Consider the following 17,143-nt stretch of genomic DNA (forward strand, 5'->3'; position numbering starts at 1 on the left):
TTGGGGTGGCGGGTTTTCCCGCCACGCGGCCAAATTAGTTTTTCGCTTTGTCGACCATTTTGCCTTTGGAGATCCAAGGCATCATTTCGCGAAGTTTAGCACCAGTTGCTTCGATCAGGTGCTCGTCGTTTGCACGACGCGACGCTTTGAGGGTCGGCTGACCAACAGCGTTTTCCAGCATGAAGTCGCGAACGAATTTGCCCTGCTGAATGTCTGCCAGAACTTCTTTCATCGCAGCTTTGGTCTGCTCGTACGGAAGGATGCGCGGGCCGGTGACGTACTGGCCGTATTCTGCAGTGTTCGAGATCGAGTAGTCCATGTTAGCGATGCCGCCTTCATAGATCAGGTCGACGATCAGTTTCACTTCGTGCAGGCACTCGAAATAGGCCATTTCCGGTGCGTAGCCAGCCTCAACGAGGGTTTCAAAGCCACAACGGATCAGTTCAACGAGACCACCGCAGAGAACGGCCTGTTCGCCGAAGAGGTCGGTTTCGCACTCTTCACGGAAGTTGGTTTCGATGATGCCCGAACGACCGCCGCCGATAGCGGAGCAGTAGGACAGACCGATTTCGAGAGCTTTGCCAGTTGCGTTCTGGTGAACAGCTACGAGGCAAGGAACACCGCCGCCTTTGAGGTATTCGCCGCGAACGGTGTGACCTGGGCCTTTCGGCGCCATCATGATTACGTCAACGCCAGCTTTCGGCTCGATCAGGCCAAAGTGTACGTTCAGGCCGTGAGCGAATGCGATCGCTGCGCCTTCACGAAGGTTGTCGTGAACGTATTTCTTGTAGGTCTCTGCCTGATGTTCGTCGGGCATGGTGAACATAATGACGTCGCACCATGCTGCAGCTTCAGCGATGTCCATCACTTTGAGGCCTTCGCCTTCGGCTTTTTTAGCCGATGCCGAACCCGGACGCAGAGCAACAACAACGTTTTTCGCGCCAGAGTCACGCAGGTTCAGTGCGTGTGCGTGGCCTTGGGAGCCGTAGCCGAGGATAGCAACTTTAGCTTCTTTGATCAGGTTCACATCGCAATCGCGATCGTAATAAACGCGCATTTTGGCGCTCCTTGTGTATCGGGTTTCGATTGGGGCGAAGAATAGGTTTGGTTTGCGGAAAACGCGATAGCTGTTGCAATGAAATTTGCATAATTTTCGCAATAGTTATTCGTTAGGCGGTCTGATAATGTAAATTTCATGCTTGATGATCTTGATCGCCGTATTCTTCGGCTACTTCAATCCGATCCTACGATGCCTTTGCCCGATCTGGCAGAGGCCTGCGGGCTGACGACTGGCCGCGCGACACGCCGGTTGGATAAACTGCGCGAATTGGGCGTCCTCAAGGGGCAAGAGGCCGTGATCGACTGGCGCGCGCTAGGGTTCGATGTAGCGGTTTCGCTGCGCTGCACGCTGGATAAGACCCAAGGTCGCGCATTTGACGATTTCCTTGAGGCCGCACGTCAGGTGCCCGAAGTGATCGAAATCCAAACCTTCCTCGGGCGTGTGGATGTGCGATTGCATATCGTGGCGCGGGACCTTGCGCATTGGCAGTCCATCTATCGGGATCGCGTTCTCGAACTGCCTCACATTGCTGAAATTGAGTCATTGCTCACCGTGGCGACTGTCAAACGGGAGGAGGCTCTCCCGCTATGATCGAGCTGGATGACATCGACCGCAAAATCCTACGGGCGCTACAGCAGGACGCGACCCAATCGGCGAGCCAGTTGGGACGTAGGTTCGATCTGTCGCAGCCTGCAACATGGAGGCGGATTAAACGGTTGGAAGAGGCGGGGGCCATCGCGGGTCGTCGATTGGTGCTCGACCGTGAAAAGCTCGGTTTCGGGGTGACTGTTTTTCTGGGCGTCAAACTGGTCGCCAAAGGTCGGGTGAGCCTAGAGGACTTCGAACGCGCCGTGTCCGCCATCCGCGAAGTACAAACGGTGGAGCACGTATTGGGGCTCTATGACTACCGCTTGCGTGTCGTTGCGACCGACCTTGCTGACTTTGAACGCGTTTTGCGTCGACGGATCATGACCCTCCCCGGTGTGGGCAACGTTGAGGCGAACGTGCTTTTGACTGAGGAGCGCCGCCCCGGCCCCCTGTGACAAAGTTGTTATGCGCTTTGCTGGGTAAAATCGGTTAACACCTCCTCAACAGAGGGAGATGCCGATGAAATACGCTATTTTTGCACTGATGATCACTGTTGCAGGCCCAGTAGTCGCGCAATCGATGCATGGTCACCCAGTTGATAGCAACGGTATGCCCATGCACGACATGACCAATATGCCCGGATTGCAGGGGACAAACGCGCAGCCGCACGAAAGCGCTGAATTGGCGGTGATGTTCAACAATTTCTCGACCCTCTCGCGCACGGTTGAGAACCTCCCGAACGGTATTCGCTCTGTCACCTCCAGCTCTGATCCTGCGGTGATGGATGCGTTGACCAGTCACGTCGTCGGCATGATCGGGCGGGTTGAGGCGAAGGATAGCCCTGAGATCTTCATCCAAAGCCCAACCTTGGACATCTTTTTCGAACGCGGTGACCAGATTGAGACGACGATTGATGTAACGGATGAAGGTGTCGTTGTGATTCAAACCTCAGACGATCTCGAATTGGTCGAAGCGATGCATGTCCACGCGGCCGAAGTGTCTGCCATGGCAGAACGCGGCATGATGGCCGTTCATGAAATGATGATGCAGCGCAATCACTAAATCAGCGTGCGCCGAGGCCCATTTCCATCAGGGCCTTTCGCACGGGTGCCACGGAATAGAGCGCTTCAATGCCTTTGGCACGCAGGTCGCGGATGCTCTGGGCACCTGCGATTGACGCGCGGTTCAGGGCATCGACGCCTTTGACGCGCAGAACGACTTCGCTGTGACGGCGGCGTTCGTAGGTTGCCAACATCTGCGCATCACCCAAGCCCTCGGGCCGTTCTTTGGCGAGGTCGAGAAGGCAGATCATATCGCCGAGGCTCATGTTCAGCCCCTGTGCCCCAATCGGCGGCACAACGTGCGCCGCTTCCGCGACCAAGGCACAACGCTGCGCGGTCATGCGGTCGGCAATTTGGCTGATGATCGGCCACGCCTGACGTTTGCCGACGACTTGCAAGGGGCCGTAGATGCCCGCGGACCGTTCGGTTGCCGCCTTGTTAAATTCATCTTCGGGGAGGTCGCGCAAACGCAACACCTCAGCTCCGTTTTCCATCCAGACCACTGCAGAGCAGGGTTTGCCGTCTTGATCAGGCAATGGGACCAGCGTGAAGGGACCGCCCGAGCGGTGGACTTCGGTTGATACGTTGTAGTGCGGGGCTTCGTGGGTCACGGCAAAGACCACGGCCTTTTGTCCGTACCGCGTGGTCTTGGCATCTATGCCAGCGGCCTGACGAACGGCAGAGTTGCGACCATCCGCTCCGATCACCAACTTGCACCGCACTTGGGTGCCATCGGTCAGCATGACGAGGGCTTCGGCTTCGCGGGTGGTCATGGATTTGAACCCGACGCCAGCGCGGAAATCGACCGTATCCAATTCAGCCAAACGGGCCACCATTTCACGGCGAAGGAGCCAGTTCGGTAGGTTCCAGCCAAACGGCAGGTCAGAAATGTCTGAGGCGTTGAAATCTTTGATGACGCGTGGCTCGGGATCAACGCCACCTGCATCAACGATCCGCATCACCTGAAGGGGTGCCGCGTGGGCGTCGAGCTTGTCCCAAATCCCCGCATCGGCGAGGAAATTTCGCGACCCTTGGAAAAACGCTGTCGTGCGGTGGTCAGAGTCTGCGCTGGTATTATCCGTCACGGGCGGGGCGGGATCCACGCAAACAACCGAAAACCCAGCCGCCCCAAAGGCCGCCGCACAAGACAGGCCGGCAACGCCGCCACCTGCGATCACAATATCCGCAGAAATCCGTTCCATACGGCTAGACATAGGCCTGTCTAAGGGCAGGGAAAAGGTCTGTTAGATCACCTGCGACAGAAAAGCCGCGAGATCATCGGTGTGGTGGTGAATATGCGGGGCGGGCAAGGGATCAGGGCCTACGTGAACGGTGCGCATACCCAATGCATGAGGCACCGCGAGGTTGCGAACATCGTCCTCGAACATCGCGCCGAATTCGGGCGCTAGATTGTCGAGCGCAAAGATCGCCTCGAAAGCGGCTTGTTCAGGTTTGGGGCGATAGCCCGCGTGTTCAACGCCGTAAACAGCATCAAACAACCCCGCTAGCCCACGTGCCTCTAACACCTTCAGTGCATAGGGGCGGGCGCCGTTGGTGTAGACGACCTTGCGTCCAGGGAGCGCGTCTATCCGAGCCGCGAGGGCTGGATCAGGCGAAAGCACTGAAAAATCTATGTCATGGACCGCATCGAGGTAAGGATCTGGGTCAATCGAATGTTCGGCCATCAATCCCGCTAGCGTGGTGCCGTATCGCTTCCAATAGGTGTCGCGCAGGTGGTCGGCGACCTTTGTCGAAACGTTCAACGCCTTTGCCACATAGTCGGTCATTTTGACTTCGATCTGGTCAAAAAGCCGAGCCGAGGGCGGGTACAGCGTGTTGTCCAAATCAAAGACCCACGCGCGGACATGTTTGAAAGATGCAGCAACCATGACGACACAGGTAAAGCGACGCATTGACGCCTGCAACGGCTTTGGCTTGATTGCGGGGCGAAATGATGACTAGGCTCTAACACTCAATATGACGAAAGTGGCCATGCAAGACCCTAAACACGCCCAAAAAGACGCCTATCAACTGATCCTCGAGGCAATCGACAGCCACATTTACAAGCCGGGTGACCGGTTGGTGGAAAGTGACCTTGCAGATCGGTTCGGTGTGTCGCGGACCCCGATCCGTGAAGCGCTCCAGCGTCTTGAGACGCAGAGCCTGCTGACCCGCGATGGTCGGTCGCTGATTGTGGCGTCCTTGGATCATACGCAAATGGCCGAGCTGTACGTGGTGCGTGGTGAACTCGAAGGGCTGGCAGCACGACTTGCTGCGCGGCACGCCACGCCCGAAGAAATTCGCGTGTTGAAAGACATGGTTCAGGCAGACCGCAAGTTGCTGGGGGATCCGTCGGCGCTGAGCCGCGCGAACAAGCGGTTCCACAAACAGATCCACCTTGCTTCACACAATCGGTTCTTGGTTCAACAACTCGACCTTGTGCATCGGTCGATGGCTTTGCTGGCGACGACATCATTGGCGGCGGAGGGGCGCGGTGATGATGCGCTTGCTGAACATGATGCGATTGTTGAGGCGATTGCGGCGGGGGATGGAGATGCGGCGGATAAAGCGCTGCGCGAACACATTTCAAAGGCTTTCGTCACGCGATTGAAGCTAGACGCGGCGAAGGTCGAAAACAGCTAAGCTCCACCGAATTTTCCATGCGCCGTCTTGTCCCAGTAAAACGGGCGGTGCAGGAGTTCGCCTAACCCCTTGTAGGCTGCGAGGCTGGCGAGCGGGAAATAGAGGTGCAGTGTGGGCACCCATGGTAAAAGCCACAGCCGTCCCGATGCCCTAGCCCCGAGGATAGCAGCGGTGAGGTGGACGGCTTCGGAGGTCGCGAATAGAACCGACAGCGTGATCAAGCCTGACGGTGGTAGAACGTCTCTGACTGGATGCCAAAGGCCGAGCGGGATGGCCCAAAAACTCCACATTAGCGGCGCGGTTACGAATTGGGTCAGTGTACCGAGGAATTGTACCTGAAACCCTAAGAATTTCCGCCAGCCAAGATCGCGGAGCAATTGTTGCGGGTTTCGCATGTGAACACCGTAGGTGATCGCATAGCCTTTAAGCCATCGTGACCGCTGTTTGATCCACGGCCAGACGTGACTGTTGGCCTCTTCACCTGTGACAGTTCGAACGATTTCAGTGCGATAGCCATGTCGAGCAAGCCGCACGCCCAAATCCGCGTCCTCTGTCACATTATGCGCATCCCAACCGCCAAGCTTTTCTAAAACGGATCGTCGGAAAAAGAGGGTAGTGCCGCCAAGGGGGATCAGAAAGCCGAGGCGTTCTAGCCCAGGGAGGATGACGCGAAACCAAGTGGCGTATTCCAGCGCGAAGCAACGCGACAGCCAATTGGTTTTGGCGTTGTAGAAATCGAGCATCCCTTGAAGGCAGACGACCTTGGGTCCGACAGCGGCAAAGCGGGCGACAATTGCGCGGATTTGCTGCGGGTCGGGGGCGTCTTCGGCATCGTAAACGCCAATGATGGACCCTCTGGCAAAGGTTAGTCCGTAGTTCAGAGCGCGCGGTTTCGTTTTTACGGTCCCTTGGGGCACAACGATAGCCCGCATAAAACGGGGGAGCGTGGTCGCCAGCAAGGCCTGCCGTGTCATCTGATCGTCAGCTTCGAGCAAGAGACACACGTCAAGCAGATCGTGTGGATAGTCCAAGGCCGACAGTCGATCCACCAACCGCACAGCGATTTCGCTTTCGTGGTAGAGCGGCACCATGATCGTCACGATCGGTAGGCGGTGGGGCGTGATAGGAGGCGCTGGCTTTGCTGTCGGTCGGAATTGCATGACAACTGCGGCAGCCTTAAGCGCGGTATTGGCGGCGGTCCAAAACAACATGATGCCAAAGAGCGCAATCGCGGTCGGACCAAACCACGCAAAGAGGCTGGCAATGGCGAACGCGATAAAACCCAACGTAATATTCGCCGCCTGACGAGCATTCCAGCCGCGGCAGCTTTCCCCGCTCGCCACTTTTTCTTCGGCAAGACGGGCGAGGGTGTCATTCGCGCAGGAACGAATGGCGGCGTGAAGCACAGCTTCGGTCGTTACAGCCCACCGAATTGCTCCGAATTGCGAGGTTAGCTTTTCGCGGTGGCGGGCAAAATCTTCGGGGCGGGCGGTTAGGATAATGACCTCGCCCGCCATAGACCGCCACGGAAGAATAGCATTTTCGATACAGTAGGTCGCGCCGATTTGATGCAGAAGCCGCGCGTCGGGTTTGTGTTTGCAAGGATCAACCACGCCGACACCTGCGACGGCGGCCTCGACCTCTGCCATTTTGGCCGCACTGATTGACAGTCGCAGGCGCAAGGTATCCGCCAATCGACAGCCCTGTCTGCTCGCGTCCTGTTCCGCGACCGCCACGCGCTGGGCAGAGGCGAACCCACGGCGGATCACCTCTTTGCCCAAAGGGCTCAGAGACGGTGCAAACGGTTCTACCACAACCGTCCTGAAACTGCGCGTGTGCTGCAAAAAGAAAACTCCCGACTTTTCAGGCGGGAGTTCACTCTATTTCGACTTAAGGCCGCGTTAACGCGATTACGCTTTGCGCGCTTCCATGGCGTCGGCGAAACGCTCGAACAGGTAGAAGCTGTCCTGCGGGCCCGGCGATGCTTCAGGGTGGTGCTGAACCGAGAACACTGGACGATCAGCCATGCGGATACCGCAGTTCGATCCGTCAAACAGCGAGATGTGGGTTTCAACAACACCTTCGGGGAGCGTCTGGCTGTCCACAGTAAAACCGTGGTTCATCGACGTGATTTCGACCTTGCCCGTGTCTTTGTCTTTGACAGGGTGGTTTGCACCGTGATGGCCGTGGTTCATTTTCACAGTCTTTGCGCCGAGCGCGAGCGCCAGCATTTGGTGCCCGAGGCAGATACCAAAGACGGGTAGATCGGTGGTATCCAGAACCTGTTTGATCATCGGAACAGCGTACTCGCCGGTCGCCGCTGGGTCACCAGGCCCGTTCGAGAGGAACACGCCATCAGGATTGTGCGACAGGACGTCTTCGGCGGTTGCTGTTGCAGGCAGAACGATCACGTCGCAGCCCGCGGAAGCAAGGCAGCGCAGGATGTTACGCTTTGCGCCATAGTCAACGGCAACGACCTTGTGTTTCGGTGCGGTGTTCGGCTGATAGCCATCTGGCCACGCCCAACGCATTTCGTTCCATTTGTAGGATTGTGCGCAGGTCACATCTTTGGCGAGGTCGAGACCGACTAGACCTTTGAACCCACGTGCCGCAGCGACGAGCGCTTCCGCGTCGAAGTTACCTTCGGGATCGTGGGCGAGCGCCACGTGCGGTGCACCTTGCTGACGGATAGCGCGGGTCAGGCGACGGGTATCGATGCCGCCGATACCGATGCGACCTTTCTTGGTGAGCCAAGCGGTCAACTCTTCGGTCGCACGCCAGTTCGACGGCTCGGTCGGGTCCCATTTGACAACCATGCCAGCCGAAACGGGATCGGCTGTTTCGTCGTCTTCTTCGTTGACGCCAGTGTTGCCGATGTGTGGGAAGGTAAAGGTGACGATCTGTCCAGCGTAGGACGGATCGGTCATGATTTCCTGATATCCCGTCATCGCTGTGTTAAAGCAAAGCTCTGCGGTGGTCTGGCCCGTCGCGCCGAACCCCTTACCATAAAACAGAGTGCCATCAGCTAGCGCGAGGCAGGCGGTCGGTTTTTGGGCGGTTCCGTTCGGCATGGCAGCGACTCCTTATGGTCAAATTGCTGCGTTACTAGGCATGAGCCACCATAGGGTCAAGGCCGTAACGTTCCAAGCCTCAGATGAGGTTGTCACGAACGGATAGGACAGGTAAAGCTGCGCGGATGTTATCGCTCGCAAGGGGAACGGGATGGACATGCGTGAACGGATTAACGCAGCACTCAAAGAGGCGATGAAGGCGAAAGACGCGGGACGGCTTTCGACACTTCGTTTGATCAGTGCTGCGATCAAGGACCGCGAAATTGCTGCTCGTGGGGATGGTGAAGAGTCAGTCATCGGTGATGATGAGGTTCTCGCGATCCTTGGTAAAATGGTAAAGCAACGTCAGGAAAGTGCCCGCCAATACGAAGAGGGCGGTCGTCTGGAACTGGCTGAAAAGGAACGCGGCGAGATCAGCGTGATCGAAGATTTCCTGCCGCGTCAGTTGGGTGACGCTGAGGTTGAGGCGGCGATCACAGCTGCAATGGCCGAAGTTGGCGCGGAATCGATCCGCGACATGGGCAAGGTGATGGGGGCCCTAAAGGCCAAATACACCGGCCAAATGGACTTTGGCGCTGTTGGCCCGATGGTAAAAGCAAAACTGGGATAAACAATTGGGGGACGCTGGCCCCCCTTTTTGTTTCTGCTGTCTTACGCGACAGATCGGATCAAACGACCCAAGCGGGCGATGCCTTCGTTGATTTCTGGCGGGCGGGCGCAGGAGAACGACAGGCGGATCGTATTTCCGTTCGACCCATCCGCGAAAAAGGCCCGGCCGGGCACAAATGCGACCCTTTCCGTTCCAAGCGATTGCGCGAGAAGCGTTGCGCCGTCGATATGCGCGGGCAGGGTGATCCAGACAAACATGCCGCCTTCGGGGCGGGTCCAAGTCACACCCTCGGGCATTTCGCGTTCCAGCGCGCTGAGCATGTTGTCACGACGGCTCGAATAGACTTCGCGCAGTTTGGCGACCTGATCGGCAAACCCATCTTTGGCGACGCGATGAATGGCGATTTGGTTCAGGGTAGAGGAATGCAGGTCTGCTGCCTGTTTGATCAGAACGAGACGCTGAATCACAGGTTTCGCGGCAACAGCCCAACCAACGCGCAGACCAGGGGCGAGCGTTTTGGAGAAACTGCCACAATATATAGAACGCGTGTTTTCAATGCCGCCCGACCGCTGAATGTCGAGCGCGAGGATCGGCGGGACCGCCTCGCCATCATACCGCAGACCTTGATATGCAGCGTCTTCGATCACGGGGATATCGAGCGTTTCAGCAAGATCCAGCAGCGCATTCCGTGCGCGTTCATCCAATGTGATACCCGTTGGGTTCGCAAAGTCAGAGCTGGTATAGGCGAATTTCACCTCGCCACCCGCCTCTTCGGCAGAGGCTCGGTAATCGGCGGCAGAGCGGTTTGATGCTGGATCAAGGCGGTCGTACGAGGGTTCGTAAGCGTTAAACGCCCCCAGTGCGCCCATGTAAGTTGGCCAACCCACCAAGGCTGTATCGCCCGGGGATAGGAACAGTTTGCCCAAGTAGTCCAAGGCTTGCTGCGATCCCGATGTGATCAGGATGTTTTCAGTGGTGCAGTCGATCCCAATGTCGCGCATCTGGCTCGCGATCCAATCGCGAAGCGGCAGGTAGCCTTCGGAGACGGAGTATTGCAGGGCTTGTTCAGCCTGAAGGCCACTGAACAGGTCCGCAAACGCGTCCGCAAAGGCTTCTTTGGGGAAAAGTGCGGGGTCAGGAATGCCGCCCGCGAAAGAAATAATGTCAGGCTGGTCCAAAAGTTTGAGCAATTCGCGGATTTCAGACGCCTTCATTCGTGATTGGCGCGTTGCGAAAACCTGTTCCCAGTCCATGATTCCCTCCCGTGGGGTCTGTGATGGGTGAGAATTGATCTGGCCTGTCATTAAGTCAATAGGGCTGACCTAACAGTCCCGTTAGCGCCAAATTTTATGGTGTTTCGTGAAAAATTTCTTTTTGGACATGTAAAATTTGACATGCATCAAAGTATTCAGGGGGTGCGAATGGCATCGTGAACTCACGGCGCGCCTTGACGCTACCTCCCCTGCGGTTGGGGTGCGCCATAATATCTCAACGTATCAGACCTTTCGAATATTGCCGAAAGCGCGTTGAGGCACTAGAACCTCCCCAAAGCTCGGGCGGAGTCTGTGACTCGGTCCGCTCATGATTTGACCAAAAGGGGAGAGCCACATGGCAGATGCAGCCATCCATGGCCATGAACATCACGACGAACGGGGCTTCTTTACCCGTTGGTTCATGTCCACCAACCACAAAGACATCGGGATCATGTACCTGTTCGTATCGGGTATCGTAGGTTTCATCTCGGTCGCCTTTACCGTCTACATGCGTCTCGAGTTGATGCATCCGGGCGTTCAGTACATGTGCCTTGAAGGTGCGCGTTTCATCGCGGACGCTTCGGCGCCCTGTACTCCGAACGGTCACCTCTGGAACGTTATGATCACCTATCACGGTGTTTTGATGATGTTCTTCGTGGTTATTCCGGCTCTGTTCGGTGGCTTCGGTAACTACCTGATGCCGCTGCAAATCGGCGCTCCGGACATGTCGTTCCCACGTATGAACAACCTGTCGTTCTGGATGTATGTCGCTGGTGTTGCGCTGGGTGTTGCGTCCATGCTGTCGCCGGGTGGTAACGGTCAGCTCGGTTCGGGCGTTGGCTGGGTTCTCTACCCGCCACTGTCGACTTCCGAAGGTGGCTATTCCATGGACCTCGCGATCTTTGCGGTTCACGTCTCTGGTGCTTCGTCGATCCTTGGTGCGATCAACATCATCACGACCTTCCTCAACATGCGCGCGCCGGGCATGACCCTGCACAAAGTGCCGCTGTTCGCATGGTCGGTCTTCGTGACTGCATGGCTGATCCTTCTGTCGCTGCCTGTTCTGGCTGGCGCAATCACCATGCTCCTGATGGACCGTAACTTTGGTACCTCGTTCTTCCAGCCTGCTGGCGGTGGTGACCCGATCCTGTATCAGCACATCCTGTGGTTCTTTGGCCACCCGGAAGTGTACATCATCATCATCCCGGGCTTTGGTATCATCAGCCACATCATCTCGACCTTCTCGAAAAAGCCGATCTTCGGCTACCTCCCGATGGTCTACGCAATGGTTGCAATCGGTGTTCTAGGCTTCGTTGTTTGGGCACACCACATGTACACCGTTGGTATGTCGCTGAGCCAGCAGTCCTACTTCATGCTCGCAACGATGGTTATCGCTGTTCCGACTGGTGTTAAGATCTTCTCATGGATCGCGACCATGTGGGGCGGTTCGGTAGAGTTCAAATCGCCGATGCTCTGGGCGTTCGGCTTCTTGTTCCTCTTCACCGTTGGCGGCGTGACCGGCATCGTTCTGTCGCAGGCAGCAGTCGACCGCGCCTACCATGACACTTACTACGTGGTTGCTCACTTCCACTACGTGATGTCGCTGGGTGCTGTGTTCGCGATCTTCGCAGGTATCTACTTCTACCTGCCGAAATTCTCGGGCCGCGCTGCACCGGAATGGGCTGCAAAGCTGCACTTCTGGATGATGTTCATCGGTGCAAACCTGACCTTCTTCCCTCAGCACTTCTTGGGCCGTCAGGGTATGCCGCGTCGTTACATCGAGTACCCAGAAGCATTCGCTCAGTGGAACTACGTATCGTCGATCGGTGCATTCATCGCCTTCGCATCGTTCTGTTTCTTCATCGTCGTTCTTGCGTACACCCTGTTCGCAGGTCGTCGTGAGACCCGTCCGAACCCGTGGGGCGAATTCGCTGACACGCTGGAATGGACCCTGCCATCGCCGCCGCCGGAGCACACCTTCGAGCAGCTGCCGAAGCAGGAAGACTGGGACAAACAGCACGCCCACTAAGATACGCAAAACCCCGGCCTTAGCGCCGGGGTTTTCATTTGTGGGACCGCGACAGGGCGTCCCCTTTACCCATGTCTCTGCCCACCTATAGTTACGCGCAGAAACAGCTGCAAAACTCACATGCCTTACGAATGGATTGACCCTGTGCCAGAGGCCGACGCGCCCTTGGCTGAACTGCACCTCTGGCCTTATCGAAGCCTGCCCAAAGCGGGGTTCGTCTGGTTTGTCGGGGGGACGGTGTCGTTGCTATCACTACCGCTTTTGGCGGTCATTGGGACGGCGGTTCTGTGGGGGCTGCTGCCGTTTATCTTGCTCGTCACGTGGGCGATGTGGGCCGCGCTCCAGCGTAGTTATCGGGATGGCGAGATATTAGAAGAGCTATTGATCTGGAGCGATCACCTCACGCTCACCCGTCACAACCCGCGCAAGCCGACCCAGAATTGGGAGGCCAACCCCTATTGGGTGCGTTTGACCCGCCATGCGACTGGCGGTCCTGTGCCAGAATACCTGACGATGAAAGGCCAGTCTGACCGCGAGGTAGAGATAGGGGCGTTTCTCACCGTCAGCGAACGCAAACGGCTCTATTCGGAAATTCGAGAAGCGCTAGATCGCTGCCGTTAACCCGCGCAGCGCGGTGTTACCACACGGTCGAACGTCGACATCAACGCAACGTCGACATCTTCCATGGTCACGGGAAGTCCTAGATCAACGAGTGACGTGACACCGTGCTGAGTGATCCCGCAGGGCACGATTCCGCCAAAGTGGCTGAGGTCGGGCTCTACGTTGATCGACAGGCCGTGGAAGCTCACCCATTTCTTGAGTCGAACACCAAGGGCCGCGATTTTGTCTTCTCGAACAGATCCATCGGGCAAGAGGGGTTTGTCAGGGCGAGGCACCCAAACACCGACGCGACCATCACGAATTTCGCCGTGCACGTTGAATTCGGCGAGGGCTGCGATGATCCACTGTTCCATATCGCGCACAAAGCACCGCACATCCCGCCCGCGTTCCCCCACGTTGAGCATCACATAGGCCACGCGCTGACCAGGGCCGTGGTATGTATATTGACCGCCACGTTTGCTCTCGTAGACTGGAAACCGATCAGGTTCGAGCAGGTCCGCAGGTTTCGCAGAGGTGCCCGCCGTGTAGAGCGGTGGATGTTCGACCAGCCAAATTGCTTCTTCAGCCTCGCCCGCGTGAATGGCTTCGGCGCGTGCCTCCATAAAGGCGACGGCTTCGTTATAGTCGGTCAATCCAGTTGAGGTGATCCATTCTACCATGGTTCATGCGGGCAAAAGCCCTGCCTCCTTAATTGCGGGGATGTAGGTTCGGCTGACGGGAATATCCGTGCCATGCGACATCGTCAGGATCGCGCGGTCGCCCGTTCGTTTTGCCGATGTGACTGCGGCGGTGGCAACCCAATGGGACCGATGCACCTGTAGGCCAGCGGTCTGCCCCACCTCTTTGATCGCATCTGCCAAACGCATCAGAATCATCTCTTCGCCCTTATCGGTTCGGATACGGACATAATGATCCTCGACCGAAATCGCCACCAATGCGCCGCGCTTTTCCATCGGCAGACGCGAGAGGATCGGGGGGAGGCTGGGAGCCTCAACGGGCTCTATCGATGGTTTGGCGACGAGCTGTAGGATCAGGGTTACGACCGCACCGATAACAAAGACCGATAAGGGCAGGGTATAGGCGTCCTGACCTGACGGCACAAAATCGATAAGCGCCCAGTTCACCGCAAGAACGATCGCCATGATGGTCAGACCATTTGCCACAGCCGTGACGAGAGAGCGGAGAGGCAGGGAAAAGTGGCCTGGCATGGCGGCGCGGCAGTATGCGCTGACACCATAGCCGCCCGCGTAGGTCAGGACGATCATCACCAGCCAGTAGCCAAGGCGCGGGAGCGCCCGCATCGTCTCTCCCGATCCGAAAGGAGCCACCACGGTGAGGACCACAGCAACGCCCACAATCACAGCCGCCGTAACAGGTTGGCTTAAATGGCGTCGCAATTCACGAAGCGCAGAATGCGATGGCTGTGTGGTCACGGTCGTCTCACGCCTTTTCACGTATCCCGCGTTGAGCGGCTTGGTTGGTTCGGCTTCAACCTAAACAACTCATTCCCAAAGGAGAAGCAAATGTCGTTCGCCCCATTCCTCGCAGCCTCACCCACTATTCAGATACATGCCATCGCCGCCACTCTCGCGCTCGTCCTCGGACCTGTTGCGATTTACCGTGATCGGCGGGACGTGCTGCACAAATGGATCGGCTATATTTGGGTGATTGCGATGCTCTGCACGGCGCTATCGTCCTTTGGAATCCGCGCATATGCGGTCATTGGTCCCTTTAGCCCGATTCACCTGCTGTCATGTCTGGCAATTTGGTCGATTTGGGTGGGGATGCGCTACATTTATCAGGGAAATATTCGCGCCCACCGGAAAACTTTTCAAAGTCTTTATTGGAATGGTGTCCTTGTGGCGGCTTTGTTCAATTTCTTGCCCGGACGCATCGTAAACCGCTTGTTTTTCAACGATGCGCGCGAAATTGGCTGGGTTGTGATCGGCGCTGGAGGGGCATTTTTGGTGGGCCGTATCCTCGTGTCACGACAGTTGTTTGCACGACTGACATGATTTCTTCATTTTTGCTCTTGAGGTGGGTGCGTGGTTGGTCTAGAGACCGCGCACCAAGCCTAGACAGTGCGGTCGTGGCGGAATTGGTAGACGCGCAGCGTTGAGGTCGCTGTGGGGTAACTCCCGTGGAAGTTCGAGTCTTCTCGACCGCACCAACTACTCTCCTGAGATTGTTGATTACATTAAGTAAGCGCCCCTTAAACGGGTGCGTTTTCTGCCGTTACACCGTTCAGCGTTTGTACGGAGTAACCAATGGCGATTTACACCAAAGTAGGGTTTGGTACCTCGGATCTGATCGGATTTACGGGGAGCACCTTCACAGTCGGGTCAACAATCCATTTGGACCCGAACTGGTCTGCATCGACCGATGGTTACAACTTCTCCATCGACGACGCCGATTTGCTGTTGTTGATCGAAACCTCAGATACGCTTTTTGGTGGTGACCGTAATAACGACGAAGTTGGTGACGACGGCTACAAGCAAACGCTCACTTTGCGCGATCCTTCGGGGAATGTTGTCGCAAGCGGCAGATCCTACCTAGAAGATGTCTATGTGTTTCGGGCGCCCGATGGCTCTGAAGTTCGGCTTTACACGGTAGAGGTTGGAGGCGTTTGGGTCGGCACTCTTGCTGACAAGCAAATGACGCCAGGTGTGACCTATGAGCTGGTCTCGGCCTCCAATACCGACGGTGTCAGCTACAGTACGCTCGTTAGTCAAACCTACGAGTCATCGCAGTTTAACACCATGGTTGGCTCCAACACTTATGGTGACACGCTTTATGGCGGGATCGGCAATGACACCATCATTGCACAAGGCGGCGATGATACTATTGACGGCGGGTCGGGCGACGACACCATTTATTACGGGGAAGGGAATGACCTCGTTTATGGTGGTGATGGCAACGACGTTATTGACGATGTCAGTGGCACCCAACTGAGCGGTGCCGATACCGTTTATGGTGGTGCAGGGAACGATACAGCTTGGCTCGGTCAAGATGGTGATACGTTCTATGGCGGAACTGGAAACGACACCGTTTACGGCGAAAGCGGGAATGACACGCTTTACGGTGAGGTCGGCGACGACTGGCTTCAAGGCGATGATGGTGATGACATCCTCGCCGGTGGTGATGGAAACGATGTTTTGTTCGGTGGGACGGGTAATGACGTTTTCGTCGTCTCGTCTGGTTTGGATTACATCGGGGATTTTGACCTTGGCGACAGCAATTTTGATGGTCGCACCAACGATCAGCTCGACGTCAGCAACCTAACGAACGCAACCGGCAACTCGATCCGAACTGTTGATGTAACGGTTATCGACGATGGCTCTGGGAATGCAAAGCTGATGTTCCCGAACGGGGAGCAATTGATCCTTACCGGCATTGCGCCATCTCTGATTGACACTGGGCCTGAGCTGTTCAAGATCGGCATCCCATGTTTCACCGCAGGCACAATGATTTTGACGCCGAAAGGCGAGGTGCCTGTCGAGAACCTCCGCGTTGGTGATATCGTTGTCACCCGAGACAATGGACCGCAGCCCATTGTGTGGTGTGGATCGCGGCATTTGTCATCGGATGAATTAGACGCCTCACCAGACCTGAGGCCTATCCGCCTTGATGCGTCGATATTGGGCGGCGACCGAGGACTACTCGTGTCTCCCCAACATGGAGTGTTCACGAAGACCGAAGAACGCGGTGGTTCCGATGCACTTGTGCGGGCAAAGCACCTCGCTCGGCTCAAGGGCGGGAAGGTTCGGGTGGCTCAGGGTGTGAAAAAGGTGACCTACGTGCATCTCATGTTCGAGAAACACCAGATCATCTACGGCAACGGAATTGCGTCGGAGAGCTTCTATCCTGGACCTTGGGGATTAACCGCGCTTGAGCGTGAGTCGGTGTTTGAGGTGCTACGTTTGTTCCCAGAATTAGGTCGACTCGGAGCCGAAACGGGCTATGGGCAAACTGCGCGACCAGTAGCGAAGTTCCGCGACCTTCCAGAATCTATTAGCGACATGGCTTTGTCGCATCTATGAAGGACAGTCGCTTGACGTTAGGCAAGCTAGAACGAATTTTTCCTGAAGGGCCCCGAAACCAAAGTTTATTTGACTGATGTTTGCGCAAACTAAAGTCATTTGTCGGGAATTTAGGAATGTGATGGGTAAAAACAACCTAACTGGTTGCAATATCGAAAGTGGACGGG

At 56.5% G+C, this 17,143-nt stretch carries 17 protein-coding genes and 1 tRNA gene; 10 read left to right on the forward strand and 8 right to left on the reverse strand.

Features of this window, described 5'->3' with window-relative positions; genetic code table 11:
* Positions 1 to 34: 34 nt before the first annotated feature.
* Positions 35 to 1,057: a ketol-acid reductoisomerase gene (gene ilvC, locus AC07ED_RS03195; RefSeq protein WP_067551008.1), complete on the reverse strand. Its 1,023-nt coding sequence runs from the start codon at positions 1,055 to 1,057 to the stop codon at positions 35 to 37.
* 138 nt (positions 1,058 to 1,195) lie between these two features.
* Here ilvC and AC07ED_RS03200 point away from each other — a divergent pair, with 138 nt between their 5' ends.
* The 3 genes from AC07ED_RS03200 (at position 1,196) to AC07ED_RS03210 (ending at position 2,710) form a co-directional block, all read left to right on the forward strand.
* A complete protein-coding gene (locus tag AC07ED_RS03200) occupies positions 1,196 to 1,651 on the forward strand; it encodes an Lrp/AsnC family transcriptional regulator (protein ID WP_067551005.1) in 456 nt (151 codons plus the stop codon).
* The gene (locus tag AC07ED_RS03205) at positions 1,648 to 2,103 is read left to right on the forward strand and encodes an Lrp/AsnC family transcriptional regulator (RefSeq protein WP_105234538.1); all 456 of its coding nucleotides are present in this window, start codon (positions 1,648 to 1,650) and stop codon (positions 2,101 to 2,103) included. The genes AC07ED_RS03200 and AC07ED_RS03205 overlap by 4 nt, the downstream gene beginning before the upstream one ends.
* Before the next feature lie 64 nt (positions 2,104 to 2,167).
* Positions 2,168 to 2,710 (forward strand): hypothetical protein, encoded by a 543-nt coding sequence (locus tag AC07ED_RS03210; protein ID WP_245918117.1) that lies wholly within the window; start codon positions 2,168 to 2,170, stop codon positions 2,708 to 2,710.
* Between the two features lies 1 nt (position 2,711).
* On the opposite strand, the gene AC07ED_RS03215 is transcribed toward AC07ED_RS03210, so the two are convergent.
* Entirely contained in the window at positions 2,712 to 3,923 is a 1,212-nt protein-coding gene (locus AC07ED_RS03215) for a UbiH/UbiF family hydroxylase (protein ID WP_245918118.1), read from the reverse strand.
* 30 nt (positions 3,924 to 3,953) lie between these two features.
* Positions 3,954 to 4,598, reverse strand: a complete 645-nt coding sequence (locus AC07ED_RS03220) for a pyrimidine 5'-nucleotidase (RefSeq protein ID WP_105236299.1) — start codon at positions 4,596 to 4,598, stop codon at positions 3,954 to 3,956.
* A 103-nt stretch (positions 4,599 to 4,701) separates the two neighbouring features.
* Between AC07ED_RS03220 and AC07ED_RS03225 the strand changes: the two genes are divergently transcribed.
* Positions 4,702 to 5,352 (forward strand): GntR family transcriptional regulator, encoded by a 651-nt coding sequence (locus tag AC07ED_RS03225; protein ID WP_067550996.1) that lies wholly within the window; start codon positions 4,702 to 4,704, stop codon positions 5,350 to 5,352.
* Here the strand turns inward: AC07ED_RS03225 and AC07ED_RS03230 are convergent.
* Both AC07ED_RS03230 and carA read right to left on the reverse strand, forming a co-directional pair.
* Positions 5,349 to 7,166 (reverse strand): glycosyltransferase, encoded by a 1,818-nt coding sequence (locus tag AC07ED_RS03230; RefSeq protein WP_105234540.1) that lies wholly within the window; start codon positions 7,164 to 7,166, stop codon positions 5,349 to 5,351. The genes AC07ED_RS03225 and AC07ED_RS03230 overlap by 4 nt on opposite strands.
* Before the next feature lie 96 nt (positions 7,167 to 7,262).
* Positions 7,263 to 8,423: a glutamine-hydrolyzing carbamoyl-phosphate synthase small subunit gene (gene carA, locus AC07ED_RS03235; protein ID WP_105234541.1), complete on the reverse strand. Its 1,161-nt coding sequence runs from the start codon at positions 8,421 to 8,423 to the stop codon at positions 7,263 to 7,265.
* Positions 8,424 to 8,574: 151 nt separating this feature from the next.
* Here carA and AC07ED_RS03240 point away from each other — a divergent pair, with 151 nt between their 5' ends.
* Entirely contained in the window at positions 8,575 to 9,033 is a 459-nt protein-coding gene (locus AC07ED_RS03240; RefSeq protein ID WP_105234542.1) for a GatB/YqeY domain-containing protein, read from the forward strand.
* Positions 9,034 to 9,074: 41 nt separating this feature from the next.
* Here AC07ED_RS03240 and AC07ED_RS03245 read toward each other — a convergent pair whose 3' ends face one another.
* A complete protein-coding gene (locus tag AC07ED_RS03245; protein ID WP_211096426.1) occupies positions 9,075 to 10,286 on the reverse strand; it encodes an aminotransferase-like domain-containing protein in 1,212 nt (403 codons plus the stop codon).
* A 355-nt stretch (positions 10,287 to 10,641) separates the two neighbouring features.
* Here AC07ED_RS03245 and ctaD point away from each other — a divergent pair, with 355 nt between their 5' ends.
* Together ctaD and AC07ED_RS03255 are read left to right on the forward strand one after the other, a co-directional pair.
* Positions 10,642 to 12,315 carry a cytochrome c oxidase subunit I gene (gene ctaD, locus AC07ED_RS03250; protein WP_105234543.1) on the forward strand — a complete coding sequence of 558 codons (1,674 nt, stop codon included), beginning with the start codon at positions 10,642 to 10,644 and terminating at the stop codon, positions 12,313 to 12,315.
* Between the two features lie 120 nt (positions 12,316 to 12,435).
* Positions 12,436 to 12,936, forward strand: a complete 501-nt coding sequence (locus AC07ED_RS03255) for a DUF2244 domain-containing protein (RefSeq protein WP_105234544.1) — start codon at positions 12,436 to 12,438, stop codon at positions 12,934 to 12,936.
* On the opposite strand, the gene lipB is transcribed toward AC07ED_RS03255, so the two are convergent.
* Both lipB and AC07ED_RS03265 read right to left on the reverse strand, forming a co-directional pair.
* A complete protein-coding gene (gene lipB, locus AC07ED_RS03260; RefSeq protein WP_105234545.1) occupies positions 12,933 to 13,595 on the reverse strand; it encodes a lipoyl(octanoyl) transferase LipB in 663 nt (220 codons plus the stop codon). The two genes, AC07ED_RS03255 and lipB, sit on opposite strands and share 4 nt — an antisense overlap.
* Positions 13,596 to 13,598: 3 nt before the next feature.
* Positions 13,599 to 14,369 carry a LytTR family DNA-binding domain-containing protein gene (locus tag AC07ED_RS03265; RefSeq protein WP_105234546.1) on the reverse strand — a complete coding sequence of 257 codons (771 nt, stop codon included), beginning with the start codon at positions 14,367 to 14,369 and terminating at the stop codon, positions 13,599 to 13,601.
* Between the two features lie 90 nt (positions 14,370 to 14,459).
* On the opposite strand from AC07ED_RS03265, the gene AC07ED_RS03270 reads away from it, so the two are divergent.
* From AC07ED_RS03270 to AC07ED_RS03280, 3 genes are all read left to right on the forward strand, one after another.
* Positions 14,460 to 14,951, forward strand: coding sequence for a DUF2306 domain-containing protein (locus AC07ED_RS03270; protein ID WP_105234547.1), 492 nt, complete (start codon positions 14,460 to 14,462; stop codon positions 14,949 to 14,951).
* 68 nt (positions 14,952 to 15,019) lie between these two features.
* Positions 15,020 to 15,106, forward strand: a tRNA-Leu gene (locus tag AC07ED_RS03275).
* Positions 15,107 to 15,203: 97 nt separating this feature from the next.
* Positions 15,204 to 16,976 carry a Hint domain-containing protein gene (locus tag AC07ED_RS03280; protein ID WP_105234548.1) on the forward strand — a complete coding sequence of 591 codons (1,773 nt, stop codon included), beginning with the start codon at positions 15,204 to 15,206 and terminating at the stop codon, positions 16,974 to 16,976.
* The last annotated feature ends 167 nt before the right edge of the window (positions 16,977 to 17,143 follow it).

The organism is Aestuarium zhoushanense, assembly GCF_056431045.1.